Origin of the sequence: Streptomyces sp. H27-H5, from assembly GCF_026627505.1 — a bacterium.
Classification (GTDB): domain Bacteria; phylum Actinomycetota; class Actinomycetes; order Streptomycetales; family Streptomycetaceae; genus Streptomyces.
Genome location: NZ_JAPNLK010000002.1, coordinates 121,790 through 135,916 on the forward strand (window position 1 = coordinate 121,790; position 14,127 = coordinate 135,916).

Annotated in this window: 14 protein-coding genes; 4 read left to right on the plus strand and 10 right to left on the minus strand. The window is 70.8% G+C overall.

Features of this window, described 5'->3' with window-relative positions:
* The first annotated feature begins 4 nt into the window (after positions 1-4).
* Positions 5-634 carry a cysteine hydrolase family protein gene (locus OTB19_RS01505; RefSeq protein ID WP_267796077.1) on the plus strand — a complete coding sequence of 210 codons (630 nt, stop codon included), beginning with the start codon at positions 5-7 and terminating at the stop codon, positions 632-634.
* Between the two features lie 32 nt (positions 635-666).
* Here the strand turns inward: OTB19_RS01505 and OTB19_RS01510 are convergent, their stop codons facing one another.
* On the minus strand, positions 667-1,164 hold the full coding sequence (locus tag OTB19_RS01510) for a GNAT family N-acetyltransferase (protein WP_267796078.1): 498 nt from the start codon (positions 1,162-1,164) through the stop codon (positions 667-669).
* Between the two features lie 136 nt (positions 1,165-1,300).
* Positions 1,301-2,449, minus strand: coding sequence for a glycerate kinase (locus OTB19_RS01515; protein WP_267796079.1), 1,149 nt, complete (start codon positions 2,447-2,449; stop codon positions 1,301-1,303).
* A gap of 143 nt (positions 2,450-2,592) precedes the next feature.
* Between OTB19_RS01515 and OTB19_RS01520 the strand changes: the two genes are divergently transcribed.
* The 3 genes from OTB19_RS01520 to OTB19_RS01530 are packed head-to-tail and all read left to right on the plus strand — an operon-like array spanning position 2,593 to position 5,328.
* A complete protein-coding gene (locus OTB19_RS01520) occupies positions 2,593-4,317 on the plus strand; it encodes a BCCT family transporter (protein WP_267796080.1) in 1,725 nt (574 codons plus the stop codon).
* Between the two features lie 37 nt (positions 4,318-4,354).
* Positions 4,355-4,855 carry an NUDIX domain-containing protein gene (locus tag OTB19_RS01525; protein ID WP_267796081.1) on the plus strand — a complete coding sequence of 167 codons (501 nt, stop codon included), beginning with the start codon at positions 4,355-4,357 and terminating at the stop codon, positions 4,853-4,855.
* A gap of 44 nt (positions 4,856-4,899) precedes the next feature.
* Positions 4,900-5,328: a hypothetical protein gene (locus OTB19_RS01530; protein WP_267796082.1), complete on the plus strand. Its 429-nt coding sequence runs from the start codon at positions 4,900-4,902 to the stop codon at positions 5,326-5,328.
* 33 nt (positions 5,329-5,361) lie between these two features.
* On the opposite strand, the gene OTB19_RS01535 is transcribed toward OTB19_RS01530, so the two are convergent.
* The 8 genes from OTB19_RS01535 to OTB19_RS01570 all read right to left on the minus strand — a co-directional run bounded on the left by OTB19_RS01535 (position 5,362) and on the right by OTB19_RS01570 (position 14,106).
* Positions 5,362-5,871 carry a methylated-DNA--[protein]-cysteine S-methyltransferase gene (locus OTB19_RS01535; protein ID WP_267796083.1) on the minus strand — a complete coding sequence of 170 codons (510 nt, stop codon included), beginning with the start codon at positions 5,869-5,871 and terminating at the stop codon, positions 5,362-5,364.
* Positions 5,872-5,886: 15 nt separating this feature from the next.
* On the minus strand, positions 5,887-7,368 hold the full coding sequence (locus OTB19_RS01540) for an AlkA N-terminal domain-containing protein (protein WP_267796084.1): 1,482 nt from the start codon (positions 7,366-7,368) through the stop codon (positions 5,887-5,889).
* Between the two features lie 249 nt (positions 7,369-7,617).
* Complete coding sequence (gene pssA / locus OTB19_RS01545; protein WP_371591609.1) at positions 7,618-8,400, minus strand: CDP-diacylglycerol--serine O-phosphatidyltransferase; 783 nt, start codon at positions 8,398-8,400, stop codon at positions 7,618-7,620.
* A 58-nt stretch (positions 8,401-8,458) separates the two neighbouring features.
* Positions 8,459-9,115 (minus strand): phosphatidylserine decarboxylase, encoded by a 657-nt coding sequence (locus tag OTB19_RS01550; protein ID WP_267796085.1) that lies wholly within the window; start codon positions 9,113-9,115, stop codon positions 8,459-8,461.
* 186 nt (positions 9,116-9,301) lie between these two features.
* A complete protein-coding gene (locus OTB19_RS01555; RefSeq protein WP_267796086.1) occupies positions 9,302-10,507 on the minus strand; it encodes an acyl-CoA dehydrogenase family protein in 1,206 nt (401 codons plus the stop codon).
* Between the two features lie 4 nt (positions 10,508-10,511).
* Positions 10,512-11,024: a MaoC family dehydratase gene (locus OTB19_RS01560; RefSeq protein ID WP_053681718.1), complete on the minus strand. Its 513-nt coding sequence runs from the start codon at positions 11,022-11,024 to the stop codon at positions 10,512-10,514.
* Positions 11,025-11,029: 5 nt separating this feature from the next.
* Positions 11,030-12,004, minus strand: coding sequence for an HpcH/HpaI aldolase/citrate lyase family protein (locus OTB19_RS01565; protein ID WP_267796087.1), 975 nt, complete (start codon positions 12,002-12,004; stop codon positions 11,030-11,032).
* Positions 12,001-14,106, minus strand: a complete 2,106-nt coding sequence (locus OTB19_RS01570) for a protein meaA (protein ID WP_267796088.1) — start codon at positions 14,104-14,106, stop codon at positions 12,001-12,003. The genes OTB19_RS01565 and OTB19_RS01570 overlap by 4 nt, the downstream gene beginning before the upstream one ends.
* Between the last annotated feature and the right edge of the window lie 21 nt (positions 14,107-14,127).

Genomic DNA, 14,127 nt, shown 5'->3' on the forward strand with positions numbered 1-14,127 from the left:
GGCCATGACGACGAACGAGAACCCGAACCCGAACGACCCCGCGATCGAGATCGCCGACAACACCGCCCTGGTCGTCGTCGACGTCCAGCGGGGCTTCGACGACGGGTCCTTCTGGGGCCCGCGGAACAACCCGGAGGCGGAGGCCAACATCGCCGCCCTCATGGACGCCTGGCAGGAGACGGGCCGCCCCGTGGTCCTGGTCCGGCACACCTCGGTCCTCTCCGGTTCCGTCCTGGCCGAGGACCACCCGGGCCACGCGTTCAAGGACTTCGTACAGGACCGCCGGCACTCGGCCGCCCTGCTGGTCACCAAGACGGTGAACTCCTCGTTCCACGGCACCCCGGACCTGGCGCGGTGGCTCGACGCGCAGGGCATCGGCGCGTTCGTCGTCGTCGGGATCCAGACGAACATGTGCGTCGAGACCACCGCCCGGATCGGCGGCAACCTCGGCTACGACGTGCTCGTCCCCCTCGACGCCACGCACACCTTCGACCTCGAAGGCCCGGACGGTCTGCGCCTGACCGCCGACGCGCTGACCACCGCCACGGCCGTCAACCTCCACGGCGGCGGTTTCGCCCGCGTGACCACCACCGCCCGGCTCCTCTCCGCGGCCCGCGGCGCGGTCACCGCGTAGCCGGGGCGCGGGCTTGTCCCGGGCCGGTGGGGTCAGCGATCGGCCCAGGTCACCGCGTAGTACCGCAGCCGGTCGTCCTCCCGCAGGAACCGCATCCCGGCGGCGGCCATCACCCGCCGGGATGCCGTGTTCTCCCGGTCGGTGTCCCCGTCCACCCCGCGGGCGCCGTGCGCGCGGGCGTGGTCCAGCAGGGCGCGCAGCGCCTCGGCGGCATGACCGCGTCCCCGGGCCGCGGGGATCAGCCCGAAGCCGACGGTGACCCGTCCGGCGGCGTTCGCGGGCCCGTGGAACCCGGCCCCGCCGATCGCGACGCCGTCGTCGCGGCGCCGGATCTCGTACGCGCCGAACGGCCCCGGATCGCCGTGCTCGGCGAGCAGGCGCAGGAACCGCCCCGCCCCCGCCCGGTCCGCGGCGTCCGGGTACCCGGGCCCCCACCGGTCGTCGGGCCGGGGCGTCCCGGACGCGAGGTGTTCGGCCGAGGCCCGGTCCAGGGGCGCGAGCAGCAGTCGCGCGGTCAGCAGTGTGGTCACGGCCCCTGCCTACCAGTCGCGCCCGACCGGCCGGTACCGCATTGTTCGGGCTCCCGGCCCCCGACCCCGACCCCGGGCACGCCCGAGGCCCGGCCCCCTACGTCGGGGACCGGGCCTCGGGCGTGTCTCGCAGGCGTCAGAGCACGTCGGCGGCGATGTTGGCCGCGACCCGCTCCAGCAGGGGACCGGCGTTCGCGATGCACTTCGCGGGGTCCGGCTCGATCTCCGTCAGCGGGTACGCCCGCCGGATGCCGGCGGCCTGGAGGGCCTCCTGCTCCAGCAGCAGCCGCCCGCACACCGCGACGACCTCCTTGCCCGCCGCGCGCGCCGCAGCCGCCACCCCGGCCGGGGCCTTGCCGTGCAGGGTCTGCTCGTCCAGCGAACCCTCACCGGTGATGACCAGCGTGGCCCGCTCCAGGGCCGGCGCGAAGCCGAGCACCTCCAGCATCAGCTCGATGCCGGGACGGAACGTCGCACCGAGGAGCAGCGCCCCGTAGCCGATGCCGCCCGCGCCGCCCGCGCCCGGCAACACCGCGCACTCGGCGGCCTTCGGGCCGATCGACTTCTCCAGCACGACCGCGAAGTGCGCCAGCGCCGCGTCGAGCGTCGCCACGTCCTCGGGCGACGCGCCCTTCTGCGGGCCGTAGACCGCAGGCGCGCCCTTCGGGCCCGTCAGCGGGTTGTCCACGTCGCTGGCGAGGACGAAGTCCACGTCCGCGAAGCGCGGGTCGACGCCGGACAGGTCCGCCGAGGCCAGTGACGCCAGGGCGCCGCCGCCGGGACCGACGGGTTCGCCGTTCGCATCCAGGAACACCGCGCCCAGCGCCGCGAGCATGCCCGCGCCGCCGTCGGTGGTGGCGCTGCCGCCCACGCCGAACACGATCGAGCGGGCGCCCGCGTCCAGCGCCGCCTTCAGCAGCTCGCCCGATCCGTACGTGGTCGCCGTCAGCGCGGCGAACACGCCCGAAGGCAGCAGCTGGAGCCCGGAGGCCTCCGCCATCTCGACCACCGCGGTTCCGTCGCGCAGCGCGAAAGCAGCCGTGACCTGGTCACCGAGGGGTCCGGTGACCCGTACCTCCCGGCGTTCGAAACCGGCCGCCACGGCGGCCGCGACCGTACCGTCGCCGCCGTCCGCGACGGGGAGGGTCTCGATCTCCACGCCCGGGACGGCGCTGCGAAGGCCCGCCGTCACCCGCTCCGCGACCTGCACGGCCGTGAGCGAGCCCTTGAATTTGTCCGCGGCGATGAGCACGCGCGCGGTCTCAGTTACTGCTCCGTCCGTCACCTTGCTAATCCCTTGCTATCGAACAGTGCAGTCGCGCCCCCATGAGCGTATCCGGAGGATCCTCCTATGCCCATGGGTGGCCTGGGCCACACCCGGCGCGCCATCGCCCTAAATAGGTATATACGCCTGCATAGTGTGGCCGCATGAGCGCCGATTCGCTGGAACAGCCACGTCCGGATCCCCCGGGCGAGGGTCCGGACGACCCGGGGGGCGGTACTCCCGACCTCCAGGTGGTCGCGATCGGAGTGCTCGCCGTGCTCGCCGTCGTGGCGTGGGCGGTGTTCGGCAAGGACTCCTTCGACACCGCGTCGAGCACGGCGCTCGCCTGGGTGCTGGGCAACTTCGCCTGGCTGTTCGTGATCGCCGCCGACGTCTTCCTCGTCATGTGCGTCGTCCTCGCCCTCGGCCGGTTCGGCCGGATCAGGCTCGGCGCCGACGACTCCGAGCCCGAGTTCACGAACCTGTCCTGGATCGCGATGATGTTCAGCGCCGGCATGGGCATCGGCCTGATGTTCTACGGCGTGGGAGAGCCGCTCACCCACTTCCTGCACCCGCCACCCGCCTCCGGGGCGGCCCCGGGGACCGGCGCCGCCGCCCGCGCGGCCCTCGACTACTCCTTCTTCCACTGGACCCTGACCCCCTGGGCCATCTACGGCATCGCGGGCCTCGCCCTGGCCTACGCGACCTTCCGCAAGGGTCGCGGCAACCGGCTCAGCTCCGCCTTCGTCCCGCTGATCGGCGAGCGGCGGGCCGCCGGACCGCTCGGCAGGACCATCGACCTGCTCGCCGTCTTCGCCACGGTCTTCGGCACCGCGACCAGCCTCGGCCTCGGCGCGCTCCAGGTGGCCGAGGGGCTCGACCTCACCGCCGGCGTCGAGGACACGATCACCGTCCAGCTGATCATCATCGGCTCGCTGTCGGCTGCCTTCGTGCTCTCAGCCTTCTCCGGCCTGCACAAGGGCGTGAAGTGGCTGAGCACCATCAACCTCGTACTCGCCGCCGTGCTCATGCTCTTCGTCTTCGTCCTCGGCCCGACCGTCTACATCCTCGACGTCATCCCGGCGAGCGTCGGCAGCTACCTGCACGAACTGCTGCCCCTGGCGACCGGGACCGGCGCCTTCACCGACAGCACGTGGCTCGGCGCGTGGACCATCTTCTACTGGGCGTGGTGGCTCTCCTGGGCCCCGTTCGTCGGCACCTTCATCGCCCGCATCTCGCGCGGCCGCACCATCCGCGAGTTCCTCATCGGCGTGCTGCTGGTGCCCAGCGGCGCCACCGTCGTCTGGTTCTGCGTGATGGGCGGCACCGCCATCCGGCTCGAATCCACCGGCGCCGCCGACCTCGCCGGCAAGGTCCGGGAGGGCGTGGAGGCGTCGCTCTTCGCGATGCTCGACGCGCTGCCGCTGGGCACCGTCACCTCCTGGGTGGCGATGGTCCTGGTCATGACGTACTTCGTCACCAGCGCCGACTCCGCCTCCCTGGTCATGGGCTCGCTCACCAGCCGCGGCTCCCTGAACCCGCCCACCTGGCTGGTCGTCACCTGGGGCATCCTGATGGCCGGCGTGGCCGCCGCGCTGCTCCTCGCGGGCGGCCTGAAATCCCTTCAGACCGCGACCATCCTGGTCGCACTGCCCTTCGTCGTCGTCATGTTGCTGCTCTGCTGGGCCCTGGTGAGGGAACTGCGCGAAGACCCCGGCGCGGGCCCCGCCCGCACGCACGCGCTCCACGGGATGCGCGACGCCGTCAAGGCGATGGTCGGCGACGCCGTCACCGGACAGGGCCGGGCCGGCCACCACCGGCTCAAGCGGGTCGCCGAGTCCAAGGGGCGGGACCGCACGGACGGCGAGGACGGCGCCTCCGGTACGTGATCCACACACCCGGCGGCGGCTGGGTAGGGTTGCGGGCGTGACCACCACCGATGCCTACGCCACCTACATCGCGAGCCTGCCCCGGGTGCTGGCCGGCGCCGCCGCGCTCTTCCGCGACGCCGAGGGACGGGTGCTCCTCGTCGAGCCGAACTACCGCGCGGGCTGGGCCCTGCCGGGCGGCACCATCGAGTCGGACACCGGCGAGTCCCCGCGCACGGCGGCCCGCCGCGAGAGCGCCGAGGAGATCGGACTCGACGTCACGCTCGGCAGACTGCTCGCCGTCGACTGGAGCGTGGGCCCCGACCGCCCGCCGATCGTGGCGTACGTCTACGACGGGGGCGTGCTGGACGCCGGACAACTGGCCTCGATCAGGCTCCAGGAGGAGGAACTGGTCTCCTGGAAGCTGGTCGAGCCCGCCGAACTCACCACCCACCTGCTCGGATCGCTCGGCCTGCGCACCCAAGAGGCCCACCGCGTGCTGGAGTCGGGCGAGAGCACCGCAGAGCTGGAGAACGGCCGCCGCCCGGCGACCGCATAGTCCCGTTACACCAGGCCTACTTCGACCAGGACAGAATTCAGCGAATGATCACGATGTACGCCTGGCCCAGCACGGCCGACGGGCCCGACGCCCTCCCCATGGTCCACTTCACCACCGACGACCAGTCCAGCGGCGAGTTCACCGCCGAGGGGACCCCGGTCTGGATGTTCGACGGCGCGATACGCGACGGCGGATGGGCCGAGTTCGGCGACTTCGAGGGCTGGTCGACCCCCGCCGAGGGCTGGCAGGCCTTCTACCGCCGCGAGGACGACCTCCTCGCCGTCACCGGACCTGGCGCCTGCGAAGGCTGGTACCAGGGCAAACTGGGCGCCGACGCCGCGTGGGTGGCCGCGGCCGGGGAACAGCAGAGCGTGGTGCTGCTCGCCGCCCCCGTCCAACACCCCTCGCTGTACGCCTACGCGGTGGAAGCCGGCGCCGGCTTCGCCCTGCTGGTGCCCCTGGTCGTCATCTAGTGCTGTGGGGCCCGCCTTCGGGATCGGGCCGGATCAGGCCAGTTCCTCCTGGGTGGGCGCGCCGGACTCGAAGGCCAGCAGTTTCACCTTGCGTTCCACCCCGCCGCCGTAGCCCGTCATGCCCCCCGAGGCCCCGATGACGCGGTGGCAGGGCACGATGATGCCGATCGGGTTCCTGCCGTTCGCCAGGCCCACCGCGCGCGAGGCACCCGGCTTGCCCAGCTTGTCCGCGAGCTGCCCGTACGACCAGGTCTCGCCGTACGGGATGCGCACCAGCTGCTCCCACACACTGCGCTGGAACTCGGTGCCCTCCATGCGCAGCGGCAGGGTGAACTCGCTCAGCTCCCCGGCGAAGTACGCGGTCAACTGTCGCACCACCTCGGGGAACGGCGCCTCGCTCTCCTCGACCCGCTCCCCGAAGGACTCCTCGGCCGGTCGGTGCCGCTGCCCGACCATGTACAGGCCGCTCAGGACGCCGTCGGTGGCGACGAGCGTCAGCGGGCCGTGGGGGCTCGCGACGACGGTGTGCTGCTTGCTGGTCATGACGGTCGGGCTCCTTCAGACGGGCAGGTGGTTGATGGCGTGGTCCTCGGTGGCCCACAGGTACTGCACGGCGTACGCGCGCCAGGGCCGCCAGCCGGCCGCCCGGGCGGTCAGCGCCGCGGGCGTCCACGGGAGACCGAGACCCCGCGCCGCCCGCCGGACCCCCAGGTCCGACGGCAGGAACGCGTCCGGGTCGCCCAGCGCCCGCATCGCGATGACCTCGGTGGTCCACGGACCGAACCCGGGCAGCTCGCCGAGGCGCGCCCGGGCGCGTTCCCAGTCGCTGTCGATGCCGAGCGGCAGCGAACCGTCCGCCAGCGCCGCCACGAGCGTGGTCAGCGTCGTACGGCGGCTGCGCGGCAGGGCCAGGGACTCCGGGTCCAGCCCGGCCAGCGCCTGCGGGGAGGGGAACAGGTGCGTCAACCCGCCCGCCGGATCGGGATCGGCCACCGGCTCGCCGTGCGCGACGACCAGCCGGGCCGCGTGCGTACGGGCCGCCGCGGTGGACACCTGCTGCCCGAGGACCGCCCGTACGGCGAACTCGGCCGCGTCGACGGTACCGGGCACCCGGCGCCCGGGAGCCTTGTCCACGAGCGGCGCCAGCAGCGGGTCGGCGCGCAGCTGCTCGTCGATCGCCTCGGGGTCGGCGTCCAGGTCGAGGAGGCGACGGCAGCGGCTGATCGCGAGGGTGAGGTCGCGCAGGTCGGTCAGGGCCAGCTGGCAGCCGATGTGGTCGGGCTGCGGGGTGAGCGCGACCACGCCGGTGCCGTACGGCAGGCGCAGGGTCCGGCGGTAGGCGCCGGCCCGCCATTCCTCGACCCCGGGCACGGCGGTCGCGGCGAGGTGGCCGAAGAGGTTGTCGGGGTTGAGCGGGGACCGGTACGGCAGCCGCAGGCTTATGGTCCCCGGGATCCGCGGCTTGTTGCGGTGGGCCTTCTCGCCGCGGGTCCGCAGCTCGCTGGGGGAGAGGGCGAAGACCTCGCGGACGGTGTCGTTGAAGGTCCGGATCGAGGAGAACCCGGCGGCGAAGGCGACGTCGGCCATGGGCAGCTCCGAGGTCTCGATCAGCAGCCGCGCGGTCTGCGCCCGCTGGGCCCGGGCCAGGGCCAGCGGCCCCGCCCCCAGCTCGGCGTTGAGCTGCCGCTCCACCTGCCGGGTCGAGTAGCCGAGGCGGGTGGCCAGCCCCGGCACGCCCTCGCGGTCGACGACCCCGTCCTGGATGAGCCGCATGGCCCGGGCGACGGCGTCGGCGCGGGCGTTCCACTCGGGGGACCCGGGGGAGGTGTCGGGTCGACACCGCTTGCAGGCCCGGAAGCCGGCCTGCTGGCAGGCGGCCGCGCTGGGCAGGAACGACATGTTCGCGACCTTGGGCGGCACGGCCGGGCAGCTGGGGCGGCAGTAGATCCGGGTGGTGAGGACGGCGGTGAAGAACCAGCCGTCGAAGCGGGCGTCCTTCGACTGCACGGCCCTGACACAGCGTTCGGTGTCGGTGTACATGGCTCCAGGATCCCGGTGCGGACGAGGCGGGGCTGGCGGTTTTCCGACATCAAGGTTACGCCCGCCCCCGTCCCGCAGGCTCCGGACCCCGCAAGCCCCCGCGCCCTCGGGGTCAGGCCCCGACCGATGGGCCCGGCGGCCCCGGGAAGGCCCTCCACGGGCCCGCCAGGCCCCCGGGGACACGAGAAGGGCCCCCGGGCGCCTGTGCGGCATCGGGGGCCCTTCTCGGACAGCTTCACGGCGTGGAGCCTACGGGGCCTGCGTGGCCCGTGCCTCGCGCCGGTTGTGGCGGAACGTGTTCGCACGACGGGTCGTCGCGAACAGCGGGATGGTCGCCGCCATGGCGATCTGCAGCGCGCAGCCGGTCTGCAGCAGCAGCTGACCACCGGGGGCGTCGAACGCCCAGGCGGCCAGCAGCCCCATCGCCGCGACGATCCAGCTCAGCATCGCCACCGCGAGGACACCCCGCGGCTTGGGGTACTCGACCCGGCTCACCATCAGCCAGGCCACCCCGACGATCGCCAGCAGCGTCGGGACGAACGGCAGCTCCAGCAGCACGATCGAGACGACGGTCAGCGCGCCGAAGGGGCTCGGCATGCCCTGGAACATGCCGTCCTTCATCGTCACGCAGCTGAATCTCGCGAGCCGCAGCACCACGGCCAGCAGCACCACGATCGCCGCCAGCGCCGACATCTTCTGGACCGCGTCGTCGGCGACCATGCCGTAGACGAGGACGAAGTACGCGGGCGCCAGCCCGAAGCTGATCAGGTCGGACAGGTTGTCCAGCTCCGCGCCCATCGGCGAGCTGCGCAGCTTGCGGGCCACGATGCCGTCGAAGAGGTCGAAGACCGCGGCGAGCAGCATCAGTATCACGGCCGTCGCGGCGCTGCTGCGGGCCATGCCCGACTCACCGCTGCCGGTGAGGTGCGGGATCAGGATCCCGGTGGTGGTGAAGTACACCGCCATGAAGCCGCAGGTGGCGTTGCCGAGGGTGAGGGTGTCCGCTATCGACAGCCGCAGGGAGAGCGGCATGTCCTCGGCGTCCTCCTCCTTGGCCTCCGGCACCCAGCCTGTGGCAGGAGTCTCAGGGTCAGTCACGGTCAATTCGGGTCACCCCCGCGGTGGTGGCCTGACCGACCTCGACCGCGACCTCGACACCCTCGGGGAGGTAGATGTCGACGCGGGATCCGAAGCGGATCAGACCGATGCGTTCGCCCTGCTCCACCTTGGTGCCGGCCGGCAGGTACGGGACGATCCGACGCGCGACCGCGCCGGCGATCTGCACCATCTCGATGTCGCCGAGCTCGGTGTCGAAGTGCCAGACGACGCGCTCGTTGTTCTCGCTCTCCTTGTTGAACGCCGGGACGAACCCGCCGGGGATGTGCTCCACGGACGTCACCGTGCCCGCCAGGGGCGCGCGGTTGACGTGGACGTTCAACGGGCTCATGAAGATCGCGACGCGGGTCCGTCCGTCCTTCCACGGCATGATGCTCTGCACCACACCGTCGGCGGGGGAGATGACCCGACCCTGCGTGATCTCACGCTCGGGGTCGCGGAAGAACCACAGCATGCCCGCGGCGAGCGCGGTGGCGGGCACGGCCGCCGCGGCCCAGCGCCCGGACTTGCGCGCCCGGGCGAGGCTGAGGGCCGCGGTGGCGACGGTCGGCAGAAGCCACGGCGATGCTCCGCGTGCGAGACGTCCACCGAGGAGGCCGACGCGAGGTGCAGAGGTTTGGCTGTGGGGCATGGATGACCTTCGTAGCGGGTGATTGCCGCGCCGCAAACGGGGGGACGGGACGGCGGCTTTACTGGAATGCTATCGGTTGCGCGCAACAACTGGGCAAGCCAGAAGCCGAGTCGATGGCCGTAAGTCGGTCACAGGTAGTGACTCTTTCATGAGGAACCTTTGGGCGATTCCCCACGAAAGGGACTTTCAGCCCTGGAGTCGGTACTCCTCGAGAAGGCGTCGCCCGATGATCATTTTCTGGATCTCGGCCGTACCTTCACCGATGAGCAGCATCGGGGCTTCGCGGTAGAGGCGCTCGATCTCGTACTCCTTCGAGAAGCCGTATCCGCCGTGGATACGGAAGGCGTCCTCCACGACCTCCTTGCAGTACTCGGAGGCGAGGTACTTCGCCATCCCTGCTTCGAGGTCGTTTCGTTCCCCAGAGTCCTTTTTGCGTGCTGCATTGACCATCATCGCATGGGCCGCTTCGACCTTGGTGGCCATCTCGGCGAGCTTGAACTGGATGGCCTGGTGTTCGGCGATCGCCTTGCCGAAAGTGTGACGTTGTTGGGCATAAGAGACACCCAGCTCGAACGCACGCTGGGCGACGCCACAACCACGCGCCGCCACGTTCACGCGGCCGACCTCGACCCCGTCCATCATTTGGTAAAACCCTCGGCCGGTCTGGCCGCCGAGCACCCGATTGGCCGGAATGCGCAGTCCGTCCATGATGAGCTCGGTCGTGTCGACGCCCTTGTAGCCCATCTTGTCGATCTTGCCCGGGATCGTCAGGCCCGGACGGACCTCGCCGAAGCCCGGCTCCTTCTCGACGAGGAAGGTCGTCATGGACTTGTGCGGCGCGGTGCCTTCGGGGTGTCCTTCGTCACTTCGGACCAGAACGGCCACCAGCGTCGAGGTGCCGCCGTTCGTCAGCCACATCTTCTGGCCGTTCAGGACGTACTCGTCGCCGTCCTTCACCGCCTTCGAGGTGATGGCCGACACGTCCGAGCCGAGCCCGGGCTCGGACATCGAGAACGCGCCGCGCACCTCGCCCAGCGCCATACGGGGGAGGAAGTGGTCCTTCTGCTCCTGCGTGCCGTGCTGCTTGAGCATGTAGGCCACGATGAAGTGGGTGTTGATGATGCCCGAGACGGACATCCAGCCCCGCGCGATCTCCTCGACGCACAGCGCGTAGGTGAGCAACGACTCACCCAGGCCGCCGTACTCCTCGGGGATCATCAGGCCGAACAGGCCGAGCTCCTTGAGACCGTCGACGATCTGCTGCGGGTACTCGTCGCGGTGCTCCAGCTCGGTCGCGACCGGGATGATCTCCTTGTCGACGAACTCCCGGACGGTCTTGAGGATGTCCCTCTGGTCGTCCGTCAGGCCGGCGGTCTGGGCAAGTCGGCTCATGGTTCTACTTCCCCTGTTCCTTCAGCGTGGGGCGGCCGGGCTGCTCGCCGCCGCGCTCCTTGATGTAGGTCTCCGTCGGAACCATCACCTTGCGCCGGAAGACGCAGACGAGGGTGCCGTCCTGCTTGTAGCCCTTGGTCTCCACGTAGACGATCCCGCGGTCGTTCTTCGACTTCGACGGGGTCTTGTCGAGGACCGTGGTCTCGCCGTAGATGGTGTCGCCGTGGAAGGTCGGCGCCACGTGGCGCAGCGACTCGATCTCCAGGTTGGCGATGGCCTTGCCCGAGACGTCGGGGACCGACATGCCCAGCAGCAGGGAGTAGATGTAGTTGCCCACGACGACGTTCTTGCCGAAGTCGGTCGTGTTCTCCGCGTAGTTGCTGTCCATGTGGAGCGGGTGGTGGTTCATGGTCAGCAGACAGAAGAGGTGGTCGTCGTATTCGGTGACCGTTTTTCCGGGCCAGTGCTTGTAGACCGCACCGATCTCGAACTCTTCGTACGTGCGTCCGAACTGCATGGGGATCAGGCCTCCGGGATCTCGAACTTGGTGGTGCGACGCATCCCGGCGGCGCGGCCCTTGCCCGAGATGACCAGGGCCATCTTGCGGCTGGCCTCGTCGATCATCTCGTCGCCGAGCATCGCCGACCCCTTCTTGCCACCGGCCTCGGAGGTGCACCAGTCGTACGCGTCGAGGATCAGCTCGGCGTGGTCGTAGTCCTCCTGAGAGGGGGAGAAGACCTCGTTGGCGGCGTCGACCTGGCCGGGGTGCAGCACCCACTTGCCGTCGAAGCCGAGGGCGGCCGCGCGGCCGGCGACCTCGCGGTACCCGTCCACGTTCTTGATCTGGAGGAAGGGGCCGTCGATCGCCTGGAGGTCGTGCATGCGGGCCGCCATCAGGATCCGCATCAGGATGTAGTGGTAGGCGTCCGCCCCGTACCCGGGCGGCTGCATGCCCACGACCAGGGACTTCATGTTGATCGAGGCCATGAAGTCGGCGGGGCCGAAGATGATGGTCTCCAGCCGGGGGGAGGCGCCGGCGATCTCGTCGACGTTCACCAGGCCCTTGGCGTTCTCGATCTGCGCCTCGATGCCGATCTTGCCGACCTCGAAGCCCATGGTCTTCTCGATCTGGGTCAGCAGCAGGTCCAGCGCCACGACCTGCTGCGCGTCCTGGACCTTCGGGAGCATGATGCAGTCGAGGTTCTGGCCCGCGCCCTCGACGACCGTGATGACGTCGCGGTACGTCCAGTGCGTGGTCCAGTCGTTGACACGCACGACCCGGGTCTTGCCCGTCCAGTCGCCCTTGTTCAGCGCGTCCACGATCGTGTGGCGGGCGCCTTCCTTGGCGAGGGGGGCGCAGGCGTCCTCCAGGTCGAGGAAGACCTGGTCGGCCGGCAGGCCCTGGGCCTTCTCCAGGAACCGGGGGTTGGAACCCGGCACCGCGAGGCAGGAGCGGCGCGGCCGGAGCCGGTTGACCGGGGAAGTGGGCGTGGTCATGCGGGGACCTCCGTGCTTTCGGCGATGTCAGCTGTGTCGGCGATGTCGACCATGTCGGCGTCGTCGAGGGGGTGGAGCTTGTTGGCCTTGCGGATCTCGTCGACGATACGGCCGATGATCTCCGTGATGCCGAAGTCCTTGGGGGTGAACACGGCGGCCACGCCGGCCGCCTTGAGTGTCACCGCGTCGGCATTCGGAATGATGCCGCCCACGATGACGGGGATGTCGCCCGCCCCCGCCAGACGCAGACGTTCCAGCACGTCGGGGACGAGGGCGCCGTGCGAACCGGACAGGATGGACAGTCCCACGCAGTGCACGTCCTCGGCCAGCGCCGCCGAGGAGATCTCCTCGGGCGTCAGCCGGATGCCCTGGTAGACCACCTCGAATCCGGCGTCGCGGGCCCGGACGGCGATCTGCTCCGCGCCGTTGGAGTGCCCGTCCAGGCCGGGCTTGCCGACCAGCAGCCGCAGCCGGCCGGAGCCCAGCTCGTCGGCCGTACGGGAGACCTTCGCGCGGACCAGCGCCATCGGGGTGCCCGCCTCGGCCGTGACCGCCACCGGGGCCGAGGAGACCCCGGTCGGGGCGCGGAACTCGCCGAACACCTCGCGCAGCGCGCCGGCCCACTCGCCGGTGGTGACGCCCGCCCGGGCGCACTCCAGCGTGGCCTCCATCAGGTTCTCGGTCCCGGCGGCGGCGTCCTTCAGCCGGTCCAGGGACTGGCGCACGGTGGGGAAGACGAACGGGTCGCCCCCGCCCTGCCGGTCGGAGGACTCCTGGCGCTCGGCCTTCCAGCGGCCGATGCGCTCGACGGTCTGGGCCTCCAGCGCCCCGTCGACCGTCATGATGGCGCCGTCCAGGTCGGCGGTGAGCGGGTTCTCCTCGGTCTGCTGAAAGCAGTTGACGCCGACGATCTTGTCCTCGCCGTCCTCGATCCGGGCCCGTCGCTCGGCGTGCGAGGAGACCAGCTGGGACTTGAGGTAGCCCGACTCGACGGCCGCCATGGCGCCGCCCATCTCCTCGATCCGGTCGATCTCGGCCAGGCACTCCGTCACCAGCGAGTCCACCTTGGCCTCGATGACGGTCGAGCCCGCGAAGATGTCCTCGTACTCCAGAAGGTCGCTCTCGTGCGCGAGGACCTGCTGGATGCGCAGCGACCACTGCTGGTCCCAGGGCCGGGGCAGGCCCAGCGCCTCGTTCCAGGCGGGTAGCTGCACGGCGCGGGCGCGGGCGTCCTTGGAGAGGGTGACCGCGAGCATCTCCAACACGATGCGCTGGACGTTGTTCTCCGGCTGTGCCTCGGTCAGCCCCAGGGAGTTGACCTGGACGCCGTACCGGAAGCGGCGCTGCTTCGCGTTGTCGATGCCGTAGCGCTCCAGGGTGACCTTGTCCCAGATGCGGCCGAAGGCGCGCATCTTGCACATCTCCTCGATGAAGCGGACGCCCGCGTTCACGAAGAAGGAGATGCGGGCGACCACCTCGCCGAAGCGCTCCTCGGGCACCTGGCCCGAGTCGCGCACCGAGTCCAGCACGGCGATCGCGGTCGACATCGCGTACGAGATCTCCTGGACCGGGGTGGCCCCGGCCTCCTGGAGGTGGTACGAGCAGATGTTGATCGGGTTCCACTTCGGGATGTGGTTGACCGTGTACGCGATCATGTCCGTCGTCAGGCGGAGGGACGGCCCGGGCGGGAAGACGTGCGTCCCGCGCGAGAGGTACTCCTTGACGATGTCGTTCTGGGTGGTGCCCTGGAGCAGGGCGATGTCCGCGCCCTGCTCCTCGGCGGCCACCTGGTAGAGCGCCAGCAGCCACATGGCGGTGGCGTTGATCGTCATCGAGGTGTTCATCTGTTCCAGGGGGATGTCCTGGAACAGCCGCCGCATGTCGCCCAGGTGGGAGACCGGGACCCCGACCCGGCCCACCTCGCCGCGGGCGAGGACGTGGTCGGGGTCGTAGCCGGTCTGCGTCGGCAGGTCGAACGCGACCGACAGGCCGGTCTGGCCCTTGGCGAGGTTGCGGCGGTACAGCTCGTTGGACGCCTCGGCCGTGGAGTGGCCGGCGTACGTCCGCATGAGCCACGGACGGTCCTTCTGGCGCTCTGTCATCTCAGGCTGTCCCTTTGGCCC

Coding starts and splice junctions, on each gene's coding strand:
- OTB19_RS01505 (WP_267796077.1), top strand. CDS start 5: ATGACGACGAACGAGAACCCGAACCCGAACGACCCCGCGATCGAGATC.
- OTB19_RS01520 (WP_267796080.1), top strand. CDS start 2,593: ATGAGCGCCGATTCGCTGGAACAGCCACGTCCGGATCCCCCGGGCGAG.
- OTB19_RS01530 (WP_267796082.1), top strand. CDS start 4,900: ATGATCACGATGTACGCCTGGCCCAGCACGGCCGACGGGCCCGACGCC.
- OTB19_RS01535 (WP_267796083.1), bottom strand. CDS start 5,871: ATGACCAGCAAGCAGCACACCGTCGTCGCGAGCCCCCACGGCCCGCTG.
- OTB19_RS01540 (WP_267796084.1), bottom strand. CDS start 7,368: ATGTACACCGACACCGAACGCTGTGTCAGGGCCGTGCAGTCGAAGGAC.
- pssA (WP_371591609.1), bottom strand. CDS start 8,400: ATGCCGCTCTCCCTGCGGCTGTCGATAGCGGACACCCTCACCCTCGGC.
- OTB19_RS01550 (WP_267796085.1), bottom strand. CDS start 9,115: ATGCCCCACAGCCAAACCTCTGCACCTCGCGTCGGCCTCCTCGGTGGA.
- OTB19_RS01555 (WP_267796086.1), bottom strand. CDS start 10,507: ATGAGCCGACTTGCCCAGACCGCCGGCCTGACGGACGACCAGAGGGAC.
- OTB19_RS01560 (WP_053681718.1), bottom strand. CDS start 11,024: ATGCAGTTCGGACGCACGTACGAAGAGTTCGAGATCGGTGCGGTCTAC.
- OTB19_RS01565 (WP_267796087.1), bottom strand. CDS start 12,004: ATGACCACGCCCACTTCCCCGGTCAACCGGCTCCGGCCGCGCCGCTCC.
- OTB19_RS01570 (WP_267796088.1), bottom strand. CDS start 14,106: ATGACAGAGCGCCAGAAGGACCGTCCGTGGCTCATGCGGACGTACGCC.